General features: G+C 70.3%; 11 protein-coding genes and 1 pseudogene. 6 read left to right on the top strand and 6 right to left on the bottom strand.

All coding sequences use genetic code 11. The annotated features are described in order from the left end of the window. Nucleotides 1-51: 51 nt before the first annotated feature. Both ACK8N7_RS30720 and ACK8N7_RS30715 read right to left on the bottom strand, forming a co-directional pair. A complete protein-coding gene (locus ACK8N7_RS30720; RefSeq protein ID WP_500444610.1) occupies nt 52-2,106 on the bottom strand; it encodes an MMPL family transporter in 2,055 nt (684 codons plus the stop codon). Nucleotides 2,107-2,338: 232 nt separating this feature from the next. Further along, nucleotides 2,339-3,256, bottom strand: a complete 918-nt coding sequence (locus tag ACK8N7_RS30715; RefSeq protein WP_403212038.1) for a 3-methyl-L-tyrosine peroxygenase-related protein — start codon at nt 3,254-3,256, stop codon at nt 2,339-2,341. 41 nt (nt 3,257-3,297) lie between these two features. Between ACK8N7_RS30715 and ACK8N7_RS30710 the strand changes: the two genes are divergently transcribed. From ACK8N7_RS30710 to ACK8N7_RS30685, 6 genes and pseudogenes are all read left to right on the top strand, one after another. Beyond that, nucleotides 3,298-4,776, top strand: coding sequence for a pyridoxal phosphate-dependent decarboxylase family protein (locus tag ACK8N7_RS30710; protein WP_403212036.1), 1,479 nt, complete (start codon nt 3,298-3,300; stop codon nt 4,774-4,776). Nucleotides 4,777-4,955: 179 nt separating this feature from the next. Next, nucleotides 4,956-6,230: a wax ester/triacylglycerol synthase domain-containing protein gene (locus ACK8N7_RS30705; RefSeq protein WP_500444609.1), complete on the top strand. Its 1,275-nt coding sequence runs from the start codon at nt 4,956-4,958 to the stop codon at nt 6,228-6,230. Between the two features lie 502 nt (nt 6,231-6,732). After that, nucleotides 6,733-7,713: an IS630 family transposase gene (locus ACK8N7_RS30700; protein WP_500444608.1), complete on the top strand. Its 981-nt coding sequence runs from the start codon at nt 6,733-6,735 to the stop codon at nt 7,711-7,713. A 7-nt stretch (nt 7,714-7,720) separates the two neighbouring features. Then, entirely contained in the window at nt 7,721-7,960 is a 240-nt protein-coding gene (locus ACK8N7_RS30695; protein ID WP_403212031.1) for a helix-turn-helix transcriptional regulator, read from the top strand. A 137-nt stretch (nt 7,961-8,097) separates the two neighbouring features. Beyond that, nucleotides 8,098-9,369 (top strand): tyrosine-type recombinase/integrase, encoded by a 1,272-nt coding sequence (locus ACK8N7_RS30690; protein WP_500444607.1) that lies wholly within the window; start codon nt 8,098-8,100, stop codon nt 9,367-9,369. An 89-nt stretch (nt 9,370-9,458) separates the two neighbouring features. Beyond that, nucleotides 9,459-9,581, top strand: a pseudogene (locus ACK8N7_RS30685) (3-hydroxyacyl-CoA dehydrogenase family protein); the annotation flags it as partial. An 85-nt stretch (nt 9,582-9,666) separates the two neighbouring features. Here the strand turns inward: ACK8N7_RS30685 and ACK8N7_RS30680 are convergent. The 4 genes from ACK8N7_RS30680 to pheS all read right to left on the bottom strand — a co-directional run bounded on the left by ACK8N7_RS30680 (nt 9,667) and on the right by pheS (nt 15,704). Then, nucleotides 9,667-10,197: an NUDIX domain-containing protein gene (locus ACK8N7_RS30680; RefSeq protein ID WP_403212027.1), complete on the bottom strand. Its 531-nt coding sequence runs from the start codon at nt 10,195-10,197 to the stop codon at nt 9,667-9,669. A gap of 86 nt (nt 10,198-10,283) precedes the next feature. Continuing rightward, a complete protein-coding gene (locus ACK8N7_RS30675; RefSeq protein ID WP_403212025.1) occupies nt 10,284-11,633 on the bottom strand; it encodes an NsdA family TPR-like regulatory protein in 1,350 nt (449 codons plus the stop codon). Between the two features lie 418 nt (nt 11,634-12,051). Continuing rightward, on the bottom strand, nt 12,052-14,565 hold the full coding sequence (gene pheT / locus ACK8N7_RS30670; RefSeq protein WP_403212023.1) for a phenylalanine--tRNA ligase subunit beta: 2,514 nt from the start codon (nt 14,563-14,565) through the stop codon (nt 12,052-12,054). Beyond that, entirely contained in the window at nt 14,565-15,704 is a 1,140-nt protein-coding gene (gene pheS, locus ACK8N7_RS30665) for a phenylalanine--tRNA ligase subunit alpha (protein ID WP_403212021.1), read from the bottom strand. Before pheS ends, pheT begins: the two co-directional genes overlap by 1 nt. Nucleotides 15,705-15,820 lie beyond the last annotated feature (116 nt).

Raw genomic sequence — 15,820 nt, 5'->3', positions numbered from 1 at the left:
GTTGTCACCCGCGAGGCCGTTGCCGATCGCTGTGGCCGGGTAGCCGGGCGGTCAGCCAGCCACGGCTTCACTTGGTGCGGTGCGCGGGCCGCGGCGACGTCGTCGGCCGATGCGCGCGGGTCTCCACCAGTTGACGGGACCGAGAAGTGTCATGACTGCGGGAACGAGGATTCCGCGGACCAGGATCGCGTCGAGGATCACCGCGGAGGCGATGCCCGCACCCATGAGTTTCAGGATGGTGACGTGGGAGGTCGCGATGGCAGCGGTGGAGATGGCAAGGGCCGCTGCGGCTGAGGTCATCAGCCGGCCGGTGCGGGAGATGCCCGTGACGATGGCCGTCTGGTTGTCCAGGCCGCGGTCGAACTCCTCCCTGATCCTGCCGAGGAGGAAGACTTCGTAGTCGAGGGACAGGCCGAACGCCACGGCCAGGGTGAACAGCAGCAGACTTGCGTCGAGGGAGCCGGTGACCGTGAACCCGCCCAGCACGTCCGCCCCGTGTCCGGACTGGAAGATCCACACGATCCATCCGAGACCGGCGGCCAAGCTGATGACGGCCACCGCGAGCGCCTTCAGCGGTGCCATTGCACTGCGGGTGAATGCGGTGAGCGCGGTCAGCAGGAACACACACATCGCCACCGCCACCCAGGGCAGCGCACCGCGCACCGCGTCCGTGGTGTCGGTGATCTGCGCGGCCCGACCACCTACCAGGATCGGGCCCGGCGCGGGAGTCTTCCGCAACGCATCGACCAGGTGCGCGCCCTGGGGCGTGTCGGGCCCCACCGTTGCCGCCACCAGCACCACCGCCGGGCGCCGCTCTCGCTTCGCCTGTGCAGGTCCACCCGCCGCAGAGGTCGGTACAACGCGCACCGCACCCACATGCGGCAGCCGGGCCACGGCGGCCGTGTAGTTCGCCAGGTTCGCGTCCGGCCGTTCCAGCATCACCACCTGGACTCGCTCCGGCGAGACCTCGAATCGGTCGCGCACGTCTGCGGCAGCAGCGGCGGACGAGGCCGTCGGCGCCAGCGTCCGTTCGTCGATCGCGCCCAACCGCAGACCCATTGCCGGCCAAGCCATCACGACCAGCACTGCCAGCGCCCCTACGCCCGCCGCCGCAGGCCGGGCGGTGACACGGCGAGCGAGTTCCCGCCAGAACCGGCTGGGGCCCCCAATGGGATCCCGGCGCAGCCGGCGCAGCGGGTCGGCGCCATCGACGCGGTCACCCAGCAGCGTCAACGCGGCCGGCAGCACCGTCAACGCGGCCAGCGCCGCCAGCAGCGTCACCGCCACACCCGCAAGAGCCAGTGCGCGCAGCAGCGGAACGGGGATGGCGGCCACCGCCACCAGGCATGAAGAGATCACTACCGCCGAACAGAGCACACAGCGCCCCGATGTATCGAGAGCTACTTCCAGTGCTCGGGGGCGCGGCATTCCTTTCGCGTGCTCCTCGCGGTAGCGGGCGAGGACGAACAAGGTGAAGTCGATCGACAGGCCGAAGCCGATGGCGGCGGCCGCGTTGACCGCGAACGCGGACACATCAGTCACGTGGGCCAGCAGGCCCAGCAATGGAGCAGAGCAGACGACGGCCGGCACCGCGACCACGAGCGGCAGCGCGGCTGCAGCCCACGAACCGTAGGTCAGCAGCAGGAGAAGCACGATGAGCGGCGCAGCCCAGAGTTCGGCCCTCAGCAGATCGCCCCCGCCCTGCTGGTCGATCTCGGCCGTCGCCCATGAGGCCCCGCTGGCATCCACCCGCATCCCCGGCACAGCCGCCCGTGCCCTGGGCACCAGACGCAGCGCCGCTTCCTTGCGGTCCCCGTCGCTGCCCGACAGCGAAACTGTCACCAGTCCGGTGCGCCCGTCACGCGAACTCAGCCACGGGTCCCCCGTGGCAGCGGACTGCACCGTACGCACCGCCGGCTCGCCTGCCAGCACGCGGGCAACAGCACCGGCACCGGCTGCAACCGCCGGCCGTGCGCCCCCGTCGCGCATTGTCAGGGCGAGCACGAGATCCGGGGTGCCGACGCCCAGCAGCTCAGCCTGCTTCTGAGCCTTGGCTGACTCGGTGCCTGTGGCAATGGTCCCTCCGGCGCCGAAAGCGTCGGACACCGCGGGAAGGCTCAGAGCGGCCACGACCAGCGCAACCGCCGCGCATGCCGCCACCCCCCTAGCCCGGGACGCCGACCACGCCCGCCTCCCTGTCCCGTTCTCTCCGCGTACTGGCATGCCCGCACTAACGAGCAACCCGCGCAGCAGTGCTGTTGCTTGTGGCCGGAAGGCTGCCGAAGCAGCCGGACCGAGCCGGATTTCCCGGCCCGTTCCGGGCACGTCAAGGGTGCGTTCAGTGGTGAAGGGTGAGGTTTTCGTTGCGGGTGTCGGGCAGTTGGGTCGGCCTGGCGGCGGGCGCGGCGTCCAAGTCGGTGCGGCGCCGCTGGCACAGGCGGTCCAGAACCTGCACCCCCGGTTCCGCGCCGCGGAGCAGGGAGGGTCCGGAGCCGACGAAGCGCGAGCAGACGCCCACGTGGGCGTGGTGCACATCCGACAGGACCTCGACCAGGCGCCTGTGGGCGGGGCGCAGGGTGGAGGACTTCGCCGGTGCGGCCAGACCCCACTCGCGCAGGCTCTGCACCAGGACGCGGTGATCGGCCGACCACAGGCCGGAGAATCCTCGGGGAGCCTGCGGTGGGGCCATCGAAGGCCGGACGGTGTCGTGGTAGTCCTGTGCGTCGAAGGACGCGGTGATGCGCAGGGCGGACGCGCTGGCGCGCAGGAAGTGAGCGGCGCTTTCAAGGCCGAGGGCGGAACCTGCGGGCGAGGGAGCGCGAAGGGCGTGCCGCAGGGCGACGACGGTCGCCTGGGTGAGGGCGAAGAACAGTCGGTGTCCCTGAATCCAGCGTTGGCGCACCGTGGCCTGCGTCCGGGGCTCGCGGTTGTCCGTTCGCAAGTCCAGCCCGGCCGCGTGTGCGGCGAGATCGAGGTCGGGCTCCGTCGAAGATCCGTCCGGGTGGCGGGAGAGGGCCCGCACTGTGGCGAGGGTGTCGTCGAGGGCGTCGATCAGCAGGGGGGCGGGGGCGCAGGCACAGCGTGAGACCGCGAAGTATTCGTCGAACACGGCTTCGCGGGAATCTCGTTCGGGGATTCGACGGTGGTCGGGCGGTGTGTGGTGACGGTCACGCCGGTTCGTGGCTTCGCGCAGGGCCGCCAGGCTGTGGGGCAAGTGCTGCGGCGGAGCGAGCCACAGCACGGATTCGCTTGTCATCTGGGCCATTTCATTAGTTTTTATGCGGTACGTTACCCGGCATGTCAGTGACTCTTGGTGATGATTCGTTTCGCAGCGCAATCGGCGAGGTCGCCGCGATCCTTGAGGGCTACTGGGAGGACCTGCGAGAGGAACGCCTGCCGGTGACGCCGGACCTTCGCCCCGGGGACGTACGCGCGATGCTGCCCGACTGCGTACCGGTGCACGGCGAGCCGATCCGGGACGTCTTGGCCGATGTACAGCGTGTGGTGTTGCCCGGTCTCGTGCACTGGCAGCATCCTTCGTTTCTCGGCTACTACCCGACGCAGACCAGCCCGGCGTCGGTGGTGGGCGAGCTTTTGGCCTCCGGCCTGGCGGTCCAGCACATGATGTGGTCCACGGGCCCGGCCGCCACCGAACTCGAGGAGGCGGTCCTGGACCATCTCGCGGTCGCGCTGGGCCTGCCGGAGCGGTTCCTCAGCACCGGGGACGGCGGCGGGGTCCTGCAGGACTCCGCTTCATCGGCGGTACTGGTGGCTCTGGTCGCCGCCCTGTACCGGGCCTCGGGTGGGCGCTGGCGCGAGCACGGCACCGAGGGGCGCTACAGGCTGTACTGCACCGACCAGGCGAACTCCTGCGTCCCCAAGGCCTCGCGCATCGCCGGTCTGGGGGAACCGACCCTGATCCCCACCAGGGCGGGCACCTGCGAGATGGACCCCCGCGCCCTGCGCGAGCGACTGGCAGCCGATCGCGCCGCGGGCGTCGTTCCCGCGATCGTGGTCGCCTCGGTCGGCACCACGGGCACCTGTGCCATCGACCCGGTCGCCGACATCGCTGCCGTATGCCGGGAGTTCGGGGCCTGGCTGCACGTGGACGCCGCCTACGCCGGGTCGGCGGCCATCTGCCCGGAGAACCGCTCGATCAACGAGGGTGTCGAGCACGCCGACTCCTACGCCGTGAACTGCCACAAGTGGCTGCTCACCGGGCCGCCCTGCGACGCCATGTGGGTGGCCGACCGCCACAGCCTCACCGCCGCCATGGACATCCGCCCGGCTTTCCTGCGCAACCAGGCCAGCGACTCGGGTGACGTCACCGACTTCCGGGACTGGCAAGTGCCGCTCATGCACCCCTTCCGCGCCCTGAAGCTGTGGTTCGTCCTGCGCACCCACGGCGTCGACGGCCTGCGCGCGCACATCCGCGAACAGCTCTCCCACGCCGCGCTGTTGGCCGGTCTGGTCCGGGAGAGCCCCGGCTTCGAACTGGTCTCGCACTCACTCGGACTGGTGTGTTTCCGCCTCGCCGGCGACAACGTCCGAACCGAGCGCCTGCGTACCGAGCTCGACGCCACCCACCGGATCCTGGTGACCCCCACCACCGTGGACGGCCGCTACATCCTGCGCGCGGCCCTGGGCTCGCGCCTGGCGTCCCAGACGTCCGTACGCAACGCCTGGGCGCTGGTGCGCGAGGTCGCCGCCTCGATCCCCGACGACCGGCCCGCGTCATCCGAAACGACGCCGACGACCCCGGTAGGCGCCCGGTAACCAGGAAACGTGCCCGTCAGCGCCATGCCCTGGCAGGCCGCGGACCCTGGACGTCAGCACATGGGATCCGGCCGCATCGGCCCCCCGTCGATGCCGTATCCCGGGACATGACGCGCCCCTGGGCACACAGCCCATGACCCACATCCTCACCACGCGAACGACCTTCAGCGGAGAACACCGTGCACGACCATGACGACGCGGCCACGGCGGGCGAACGCTGGTTCGACTACGCGGCAGCACACCCGCACGCGAGCATGGAGATCGGCGGGGTTGCTGTCATCGCCGGCCCCGCCCCTTCGACCGCCGAGCTGCGCGCGTTGATCGACTTGGTCCGGGCGGCCCACCCGCCGCTGCGCGACCGGGCCCGCCCCCGGGGCGCGAACGCGGGGGGCCGGGCGGAGCCCGCCGAGCACCTCCAGGAGGTCGCGCTGCGCGCGCACGGCGGTGACGTCGCGCTGCACGCGGCGATCGAGCGCGTCTGCGCCCATCCGCTGGCGGACGTCTCCTGGGGCATGACCCTGCTCCACGGCCACCGCGACAACGAGTTCGCCCTGCTCCTTCGCGCCCACCACGGCCTCCTGGACGGCATGTCCCTGATTGGGATCATGCTCGCCGCGGTGCGGGAACCCCGCCTCCCGCACCGCCGCACGCCTCCTGCGCCCTCACCCTCCTGGACGACAGGACGCGTGCGAGCCCTGGTACGCGCGGTCGCCGGCCTCGCGCTGCCCGCGCGCACCATCAGCCTCGGCCCCACGCGCGGCCAGGCCCCCACCGGCCCACCCAGGCGCCTGTGGGTTCACACTCCGCTGCCCCGCATCAAGGCCATCGCGCGGGCGGCCGGCACCAGCCTCAACGACGTCTACCTGGCCGCCCTCGCCGGCGCCCTGCGCCCCGGTCTGCCCGACCGTGCCACTGGCACCGTGCGGGCGATAGTCCCTCTCAACACCCGGCGCAGCAGTACGAGCACCGAGTTGGGCAACTTCCACCGCGGCGTCCCCGTCGTCCTGCCCTGCCACATGCCCACCGCCGCCGAGCGCCTGGCCGCCACACACCTGGCCACCGCGAACATCCTGACCAGCCGCCGCGATCCCGACGCGGATGTTCTGTTTGACGTCCTGCCCTCGCGCTGGCATGGCAGAGCCCTGGCACGAATCCTGCACCCGCGGCGCACCACTATGGTGGCCACCCATGTCCCCGGTCCCGCACATCCCCTCGAACTCGACGGCCGTAGCATCGAGGCCTTGCTACCGCTGATGTTCCTGCCCGCAGGACACCACCTGTCGGTCTGCCTGGGCGAATACGCCGGAACGGCGCACCTGGCCGTCGTCGCCGATCCCAGCCTGTCCGGCATCGACGAACTTCCCACCCGCTGGCTCGCCGAACTCAACGCGCTCGAAGCCACCTTCACGCAACCCCGACGACCTTCGGATACCAATGTTCGGTCAGCGCGGTGACGGCCGGGACGTACTCGGAATGGGTATGTGTGACAAGCCGCGTGCCTCACTGGTGACAACCAGACTGCTTCGATCGCTCCCGTCCGCCAGCTCATCCGCCTCGGCCGGTGACACCTAGCGTGCTTCGGCTCATTCGGCCGCTGTCTTGTCAGGTCCATTTCTGTCGCTGCGGGGCATCTCCAACGACGCGGACGAAAGAGAGCCTTAGCGAACCCAGCCTTCGTTCTTCAAATCCCGCACCCGCACCCGCTGTACGCATCTCCGGCGGCGGCCATCTACCGCGCCAAGTCGAACGTCGTGTTGGCGCGGCTGCCGGTGGTCCGGATCCCGGCACGGATGGCGATGGGACACGGCGCTGCCCAGCAGCACGAACGGCCACTATTGATCCGAAACGCTTTGAGTTCAGGCTCGTTGATGGTGTGTGAGTGATCTGGTGGGGGACGCGCGGACGTGGTCGCCGAACGCGCAGGAAGCTGTGCGGTAGCTGGCGGTTTCCGCGTTGATGGAGGGCCGGGACCGGGTGGAGGTCGCCGCCCTGTTCAAGGTGTCGGTCAAGGCCGTGGACAACTGGTGGGTGAGGTGGCGGGCCGGTGGCCGGGACGCACTGCTGTCCCGCCCGCGAGGCCGCCGCGCGGGCGAGCACCAGGTCCTGTCCGAGGCCGAGCAGGCCGCTGTGCGGCAGACTGTCCTCGATCACATCCCCTCTGACCTGGGGCTTTCGGGTCAGCTGTGGACGCGGGGGCAAATAGGCGAGCTGATCTTCAAGCTGTACGGGGTCCGGTTCACCGAGCCCGGGGTGGGCAAGTACCTCAGGCGCTGGGGGCTGACCTTCCAGCGTCCGGACAAGCGGGCGGTCGAGCAGGATACGGAAGCGGTCCGCGTCTGGCGCGAGGAGACCTGGCCGGCGATCCGGGCCAGGGCGAAGGCGGAGAACGCCGAGGTTCTCTTCGGTGACCAGGTCGGGATCCGCTCGGACCAGGTCACCGGCCGCACCTGGGGCGCCAAAGGCTCCACCCCCATCGTCCGCCGGACCGGGAACCGGTTCTCCGTGAACGCGATGTCCGCGATCAGCACCCGCGGCCGGATGCACTTCATGGTCTTCACCGAGTCGTTCGACGCGAAGGTGATGTGCCGCTTCCTCTCCCGGCTCGTCGGGCACTTCGACCACAAGGTCCACCTGATCGTCGACCGGCACCCGGCCCACCGCTCGAAGACCGTCCGGGCCTGGCTCGCCGACCACCAGGACCGGATCGAGCTGCACTTCCTGCCCTCGTACTCACCCGAACTGAACCCCGACGAGCTGGTCAACGCCGACCTGAAACGCAGCCTGCCCCACACCCACCGGGCCAGGAACCAGGCCGAACTCGCCGCCGAAACCCGAAGGTTCTTCCACCGCCGACAACGTCAGCCACACATCATCCGCGACTACTTCGGCGGCCCGCACGTCCGCTACGTCCTGGACGAGAACCCCATGAGTTTCTGATCAATACATGCCCGAAATGGCATTCCTCACGTTGCACAAGGCAGCGGTCTATCTCGGTATCTCTCCCAACACCCTTTACGTGTGGCGCCATCGCCGACAAGGGCCGCCCAGCTTCCAGATGGGCCGACGCGTGATGTATAGGATTTCCGCGCTTGACGAGTGGGTAGACCGGCAAGAAAGGACAGATTCTCGATCGAATCCTGCCTTGAATCCACTGAACCGCAAGCCGCTGCTTCGCACATCGTGACGTCCACGGCAGCACAGAGCATCGACATCAACCCGACATCAATTCCGACTGCCACAGCGGGATATGACCTGTCGCGAAGAAGCGTTCCCAACACGCCAAGCACTCGGAACGCATTATTCGCGCAGGCAGGAGGCCCCATGGCGGGCTACATCGAGGATCGTTGGCTCAAGAAGAGGCCGGACAAGGCGACCGGCAAGCGAGAGCATACTTCCATTTGGGGGAAGGGGAAGCGGTACCGAGTCAAGGGCATTCCTGGTATCCAGGACAGGTCCTTCAACACAAGCGAAGACGCCAAGCGCTGGCTCGCTGAGGCTCAGACGGACTCCAGCAGGGGCGACTTCGTCGACCCACGGAATGGTGCCATCTTGCTCGCCGATTACATCACCGACCACTGGTGGCCCAGTCGAACGGATGAGCCGTCAACTGCGGGCCCCATGCGGAGCCGGATCTGGAACCACCTGATTCCCCTGCTCGGCTCGTATCCTCTGCGCGAGATCGACGCCTCGGCCCTTCGCCGGTTCAGGGCCGACCTGCTCTCTCGAGTCGAGGAGTCTTCTGCCGAGATCATATGGATACACCTCACCACCATCCTGAATGCCGCAGTTGATGACAAGCGCCTGCTGAAGAGCCCCGTCGCTGCCCACCGATCGATCAAGCGGCCCAAGCCGGTCGGCAGGAAGGCGAAAGCGTGGTCTCGAACCACGGTCGACGTGGTGCGGGACGGACTACAGGAGCGGTACCGAATCGCCGTGGACCTCGGGCTCGCACTCGGAGTTCGCCAAGGCGAGGCGCTCGGCCTCGCGGAAGAGGACTTCGACTACGGGGCGGAGGTGGTCCACATACGGCGCCAGCTCCGCTGGGACGGGAAAGGGAGGCCGTACTTCTGCCTCCCCAAGGGCCGAAAGACCCGTGATGTTCCCCTTCCGCCGAACCTCGCCCGCCGCGTTCGGCTCCACTTCCAGCTCTTCCCGCCGGTCGAGTGCACCCTGCCGTGGCGTAATCCTGAGACGCCGGAGACCGAGTTGGAAGAGCGTCAGCGCAAGCCGATCACCGTGCGACTCGTGCTGAGCACCTCCCACGGGCTTCGTATCAATCCCGGTACTTGGAACGAGCGCAGCTGGAAGCCCGCTCTCGTAGCCGCAGGGGTCCTGCGCCAGGTCGGCGAGAAGGCGGAGAGTTACGGTTCCCGCGTCCGCCTCCACCCCATCTACGAGCGCTCACGGCCGGACATGTTCCACGTCCTGCGCCACACCTTCGCGAGCGTGCAGTTGGAAGCCGGCGAGTCCATCGTGAGCGTGGCGACCTGGCTGGGGCATTCCTCCCCGAAGGTCACGCTCGACTACTACGCTCACTTCATGCCTGACGCAGGCAAGCGCGGGCTGGCCGCGATGGACACATGGCTCGTGTGATGCAGGATCGAAAGTCCCCGAGAAGTCCCTGGCGCCGCCAAAGCCGCCGCGCAACCGACGAAACCGCAGGTCACAGGGCTACGCGCAACGCCGCCCAGTTGTACGCCGAGTACAAGGAGCCGCTGTACGCCGCTCCCCCGCTGCTCCAGCGCATGGTCGACGCGGGCCGCCTCGGCCGCAAGACGGGGTCGGGCTTCTACCCGTACGCCTGACGCCCCCGTCACCTCGTGGAGCCGGTCCCGGACACCCCGGGGCCGGCTCCTCGTGCGTACGAGGCGCTCAGGTACCGGAAAGGCCTCAGCCCAGCCTCAGGTGGTGCAGCATCAGCAGCGCGGCCGCCATGTTCGCCGCGGGCACCTCGCCCCGGGCGATCATGTCCGGGACCAGCTTCAGCGGTATCCACTCCCGGCGCGAGGACTCGAAGGCGTCCTGCGGAGGGCCCGTGTACTGCGCCTCCTCCGCCCAGTAGAGGTGGTGGCGGGCGTCGGTGAGGCCGTTGGCGGGCTCCACGGTGAGCAGCGGGCGCAGCGGGCCGGGGCGCCAGCCGGTCTCCTCCTCCATCTCGCGGGCCGCCGCCGCCGCGATGTCCTCGCCGTCCTCGACGACCCCCGCGGCCAGCTCCCACCCCCAGCTGTCGGTGATGAACCGGTGGCGCCAGAGCAGCAGCACCTCGTCCGCCTCGTTGACGACGGTGGCCGCGGCGACGGGCCGCAGCCGGATGACGAAGTGGTCGAGATGGCTGCCGTCGGGGAGCTCGACATCCGCCAGGTTCACCCGGAACCAACGGTTCTGATACACATTCTGTTCACTCAAGTTCGTCCACTGCACGGTTCTGCCGCCTTTCGACATGTTGGTGGCAACATGCCAGCAGGGTCGGCCGCGAAGCGGAATGAACAGCGGGTGCGCGGCGGAGCTCACAGAGGCACGCGGAGCGCCCCGCCGATCAGATCGGCCGTCTGTACGGCATCGGCGCAGCCGCTCTCCGCGAGCTGCTGCCGGACCTCGCGCAGCCGGTCGCGCAGCCGCCGGGACTCCATGCCCCGGGCCCGCTCGGCCATTTCGGCCGCCGTACCGGCCGCCCGGTCCGGCTCGCCCTGGAGCAGCTCGATATGGCTGAGCATCGCGAGGCGGTGCACGCGCCCCCGGTCGTGCGCCGGGGCGCGCACCGCGGAGGCCGCGTGCTCCCGTGCTGCGGGCAGATCCCCGAGGCTGAGCAGCGCCTCCGCCACCTGGACGTCGACCAGACCCGGCTGGACGTATCCGGTCTCGTCCGGCTCCCGCCCGGTGTGGATCCGGCCCGCCTGGGCCTCGGCCCGTCCGATGCAGGCGCGGGCGGCCGCCGCGTCGCCGAGGTGGGCGTACGCCTTGGCCTGCATGGCGTGCAGATCGGCGGCGAGCGCCGGGGTGATGTGGCCGCCCGATGCCCGCAGCGCGGCCTCGGCGAAGGCGATGGAACGGCGGTGGTCGCCGAGGAAGAGCGACTGGGTGACGAGCAGGGCGATCACATAGCCGCCGAGCGCGCGGTCGCCGCTGGACTTGGCGAGCCGCAGGGCCTGGTGGAAGTAGCGCTGGGCGAGGCCGTGGGCGTCGGAGTCGTACGCGCAGATACCGGCGACCGCCACCAGTGCCGCCGTCGCCCGGTGCAGCCTGCGGCCGAGCGCGTCGCTGTGGCCGCCGCGCAGCAGGGGTGCGGCCTCGGCGTTGAGGAAGCGGACGATCCGGGGTCTGGTCGCGATGCCGCCCGCCTTGCGGTACATCTGCTCGTAGTGGTCGCGCGCGGACCGGAGGGTCTCTATGTCGGCCGCGCTGACCAGGGCGGGGCCCGGGCGGGAGACGTCGGTGTCCTCCGGCGGGTTCTCCCACTCCCAGACCGGCATCACCGCCGTCGTACCGGTGACGGCGGGCACGGTGGCCAGGTGGGGGCGCTGCTGTTCGTCGGAGCGCCAGAGCGCGGTGGCCCGCTCGACGAAGCCGGAGAGGGAGGCGCTGTGCGGTGCGGTCCCGGTGTCGTGACCGCCGGAGATGCCCATACCGATGTCGTCCAGTGCGACCGGGCGCCCCAGCCGGCCGCCCAGCACCTCGCAGATGAGGTCCGGCACCTGACCGCGTGGGCGCTGCCCCTTCAGCCAGCGGGAGACCGCGGTGTGTTCGTACCGCAGACTCAGGCCGCGGGCCCGGCCCGCCCGGTTGATGTGACCGGCGAGCCCCGCCCGGGACATCCCGGCCTCGTCGATCAGGGATTCGAGCAGGACATTCGGCTCCATCGTCCCCCCAGTGCGTGTCGCAATGAGCCTAGTGGAGCACGATTCACACGGGGTGTGAACGGAATGCCCGAACCCTCCTGCTGTGCACTCTGCCGCGCACCACCGGGGCTCGGTTGAATGAGCTCCTCGCAAGAGGCGGCCGGGTCGTCGGCTCCCCCTCGTAACGGTTGACGACCCGCACCCGCGCCGTCCGCACCGCCGGCCTGCCCGACACTCCGTGGCCGTGCGGACGGCGCCGGATCGCACGACCCACTGCCCAACGAAGAAGGAGGGTGGCTGCGGGTCGGGGCCGGAACCGCGCTTCCTCCCGGTTCCGTGTCCGGTCCGCGTGCGGTCCCTCCGCCGCTCTGCGGGAGAAGGAGAAGGGGCGTATCCGGTGGCCGGATACGCCCCTTCTCGACGCTGTCGCGTATGCGTACTACGCTCCGCGCAGCACCGCGCCCGTGCGCTCGGCGGCCAGGGCCACCGCGCTGTCCCGGGCGGCCGAGGCCTCCTCGACGGTCAGCGTGCGGTCGGCGGCGCGGAAGCGCAGCGCGTACGCCAGGGACTTGTTGCCCCCGCCGATCTGCTCGCCGGTGAAGACGTCGAACAGCCGCAGCGATTCGAGGAGTTCACCCGCGCCCTCGCGCAGCGCCCGCTCCACGTCGGCGGCCGGGACGTCCCCGGCGACGACGAGCGCGACGTCCTGGGTCGCCACCGGGAAGGTGGAGATCCGGGGTGCCTGGAGCGCTCCGTCGACGGCCCGCTCCAGGACGTCCAGCTCGACCTCCGCGGCGCAGGTCCGCTCGGGCAGGTGGAGCGCCTTGATGACGCGCGGGTGGAGTTCGCCCGCGTGTCCGAAGAGGGTCTCCTCGCCTCTCACGGTGACGTACAGCGCGGCGCAGCGGCCCGGGTGCCAAGGGGCGTGCTGGTCGGCGCGGACGATGACCTCCACACCGGCCTCCGCGGCGATCGACCGGGCCGCCTCGACGGCGTCCGCCCAGGTCGCCGGGGTGCCCTTGCCCCACCAGCCGGCCTGCTCGCGGGCGCCCGCGAGGACGACGGCGGCACGGCGCGGCTGACGCGGCAGGGCCGCGTCGAGAGAGGCGATCTCCTCATCGGTGGGCCGGCGGTCGACGGGCAGCCGGACGGCGGGCGTCTCCTGACCGGTCGGCCGGAAGACCAGACCGGTCTCGAAGAGCGCCAGGTCGTGGCTGCCGCGGCCGTCGTTGCGCCGCAGTGCGCCGAGGAGGCCCGGCAGCAGCGTGGTGCGCAGCGCCGGCTCCTCGTCGGAGATCGGGTTGACGAGCTTCACCGTACGGCGGCGCTCGTCGTCCTTGTCCAGGCCGAGCTGGTCCAGGGCCGCGTCACCGATGAACGGGTAGCTCAGCGCCTCGACGTACCCGGCTCCGGCCAGCACCCGGCCGATGCGGCGGTGCAGCCGCTGGCGGTCGGTGAGACCGCGCCCGGAAGGGGGCGTCGGCAGGGTGGAGGGCAGGTTCTCGTAGCCCTCCAGCCGGATGACCTCTTCGGCCAGGTCGTTCGGCTCGTTGAGGTCGGGCCGCCAGGACGGGACGGTGACGATCAGCTCGTCCTGCCCGTAGACGTCGCAGCCGACCTCCTGGAGGCGGCGGACGACGGTCTCCCGGCCGTACTCCACACCGGCCACCCGGTCGGGGTGGTTCGCCGGCATGGCGATGGTGCGGGGCGCGTGGGGCGAGGTGATCTCGGTGACCCCGGCCTCGGCGGTGCCTCCCGCGAGGAGGACCAGCAGGTCCACCGTGCGCTGTGCGGCAGCGGCGGCGGCCTGCGGGTCGACGCCCCGCTCGAAGCGCTTGGACGCCTCGGAGGACAGCTTGTGGCGGCGCGCGGTGCGGGCGATCGAGATCGCGTCGAAGTGCGCGGCCTCGATGACGACCTCGGTGGTGAGCGCGTGCTCGCCGTCCGCGTCGGCGATCTCGGTGTTGGCACCGCCCATGACGCCCGCGAGGCCGATCGGCCCGCGGTTGTCGGTGATGACCAGGTCCTCGGCGTCCAGCACACGCACGGTGCCGTCCAGCGTGGTGAGCTTCTCGCCCTGGGTGGCGCGGCGCACGCCGATCGGCCCGTCGACCCGGGTGCGGTCGTAGGCGTGCAGCGGCTGGCCGAGCTCCAGCATCACGTAGTTCGTGATGTCGACGGCCAGCGAGATCGGCCGCATCCCGGCTTTCTGCAGGCGGCGCTGCATCCAGATCGGGGAGCGGGCCTCGGGCTGGAGACCGGTGACGGTGCGCGCGGTGAAGCGGTCGCAGCCGATCGGGTCCGAGATCTTGACCGGGTAGCCGTACGCGTTGGGCGCGGGGACGTCCAGGAGCGCCGGGTCGCGCAGCGGCAGCCCGTACGCGGTGGCGGTCTCGCGGGCGACACCGCGCATCGACAGGCAGTAGCCGCGGTCCGGGGTGACGGCGATGTCGAGGACCTCGTCGACGAGCTGGAGCAGCTCGATCGCGTCGGTGCCGACCTCGTGCTCCGGCGGCAGCACGATGATGCCGTGCGTGCCGTCGTCGCCCATGCCGAGCTCGTCGGTGGAGCAGATCATGCCGTGCGAGGTCTTGCCGTACGTCTTGCGGGCGGCGATGGCGAAGTCGCCGGGCAGGACCGCGCCCGGGAGGACCACGACGACCTTGTCGCCGACCGAGAAGTTACGGGCGCCGCAGACGATCTCCTGCGGTTCGCCGGTGCCGTTGGCGGTGCCGACGTCGACCGTGCAGAAGCGGATGGGCTTCTTGAACCCCTCCAGCTCCTCGATGGTCAGGACCTTGCCGACGACCAGGGGGCCCTTGAGGCCCGCACCGATCTGCTCGACGGTCTCGACCTCGAGGCCGACGGAGACGAGCTTGGCCTGTACGTCACGGCCGGTCTCCGTCGCCGGCAGGTCGACGTACTCCCGCAGCCAGGAAAGCGGGACGCGCATCAGATCTCCATCCCGAACGGCCGGGTGAACCGGACGTCACCCTCGACCATGTCTCGCATGTCTTCGACGTTGTGGCGGAACATCAGCATCCGTTCGATGCCGAACCCGAAGGCGAATCCGCTGTACTTCCGGGGGTCGACGCCGCAGGCGGTGAGCACCTTGGGGTTGACCATGCCGCAGCCGCCGAGCTCGATCCAGCCCTCGCTGCCGCAGGTGCGGCAGGGGCGGTCCGGGTTGCCGACGGACTCGCCGCGGCAGACGTAGCAGACCATGTCCATCTCGGCGGACGGCTCGGTGAACGGGAAGAAGTTCGGCCGCAGCCGGGTCTTCATGTCCGGTCCGAAGAGCGCCTGGACCATGTGGTCGAGGGTGCCCTTGAGGTCGGCCATGGTGAGGCCCTCGTCGACGGCGAGCAGCTCGATCTGGTGGAAGACCGGGGTGTGCGTGGCGTCCAGCTCGTCGGTGCGGTAGACCCGGCCGGGGCAGACCACGTAGACGGGGGGCTTGCGCTCCAGGAGCGAGCGGGCCTGGACCGGGGAGGTGTGCGTACGCAGCACGACGCCGGACTCGTCGCCCTCGGTCGCCTTCCCGTCGGGCGTGGTGCCCTGGACGAAGAAGGTGTCCTGCATCTGACGGGCCGGGTGGTCGGGCACGAAGTTCAGGGCGTCGAAGTTGAACCACTCCGCCTCGACCTCGGGGCCCTCGGCGATCTCGTAGCCCATGGCCACGAAGACGTCCGCGACGCGCTCCATGATGGTCGTCAGCGGGTGGCGGGCGCCGGCCGGGATGCGGTCGTAGGGCAGCGTGACATCCACGGCCTCCTCTACGAGCACCCGGGCGTCGCGCTCGGCCTCCAGCTCGGCCTGGCGGGCGGCCAGTGCCTTGGAGACGGCGCCGCGGGCCTGGCCCACGCGCTTGCCCGCCTCGGCCTTGGCCTGCGGGGGCAGGGCGCCGATCTCGCGGTTGGCGAGCGACAGGGGCGAGGTGCCTCCGGTGTGCGCGGTCTTCGCCTGGGCGAGCGCGTCGAGGTCGCCGGCGGCGGCGAAGGCGGCGAACGCCTCGTCCCGCATGCGCTCGATCTCTTCCGGTTTCAGTGCCTCGACCTCGACTGGGTCGTACGACTTGTTCGGTGCCGACATCTCTTCCCGTGCTTCCGATTGGCTGATGGCGCGACCCCGCTCGACGACTGGAGGACGCAAAGGTGCCAAAGGTCGAGTCTAAAGGCCGCAGGACGGTCGGGGCGCCCGTGGGCCGC

The organism is Streptomyces griseobrunneus (genome assembly GCF_046713465.1).
GTDB lineage: Bacteria > Actinomycetota > Actinomycetes > Streptomycetales > Streptomycetaceae > Streptomyces > Streptomyces microflavus.
The sequence above is the reverse complement of the archived record's forward strand: the minus strand, read 5'-3'. Positions and strand labels throughout refer to the sequence as shown.

What these genes read in the sequence shown, in the direction of transcription:
- ACK8N7_RS30715 (WP_403212038.1), bottom strand. Translation starts at nt 3,256, where the DNA reads ATGACAAGCGAATCCGTGCTGTGGCTCGCTCCGCCGCAGCACTTGCCC.
- ACK8N7_RS30710 (WP_403212036.1), top strand. Translation starts at nt 3,298, where the DNA reads ATGTCAGTGACTCTTGGTGATGATTCGTTTCGCAGCGCAATCGGCGAG.
- ACK8N7_RS30700 (WP_500444608.1), top strand. Translation starts at nt 6,733, where the DNA reads ATGGAGGGCCGGGACCGGGTGGAGGTCGCCGCCCTGTTCAAGGTGTCG.
- ACK8N7_RS30695 (WP_403212031.1), top strand. Translation starts at nt 7,721, where the DNA reads ATGCCCGAAATGGCATTCCTCACGTTGCACAAGGCAGCGGTCTATCTC.
- ACK8N7_RS30690 (WP_500444607.1), top strand. Translation starts at nt 8,098, where the DNA reads ATGGCGGGCTACATCGAGGATCGTTGGCTCAAGAAGAGGCCGGACAAG.
- ACK8N7_RS30675 (WP_403212025.1), bottom strand. Translation starts at nt 11,633, where the DNA reads ATGGAGCCGAATGTCCTGCTCGAATCCCTGATCGACGAGGCCGGGATG.
- pheT (WP_403212023.1), bottom strand. Translation starts at nt 14,565, where the DNA reads ATGCGCGTCCCGCTTTCCTGGCTGCGGGAGTACGTCGACCTGCCGGCG.
- pheS (WP_403212021.1), bottom strand. Translation starts at nt 15,704, where the DNA reads ATGTCGGCACCGAACAAGTCGTACGACCCAGTCGAGGTCGAGGCACTG.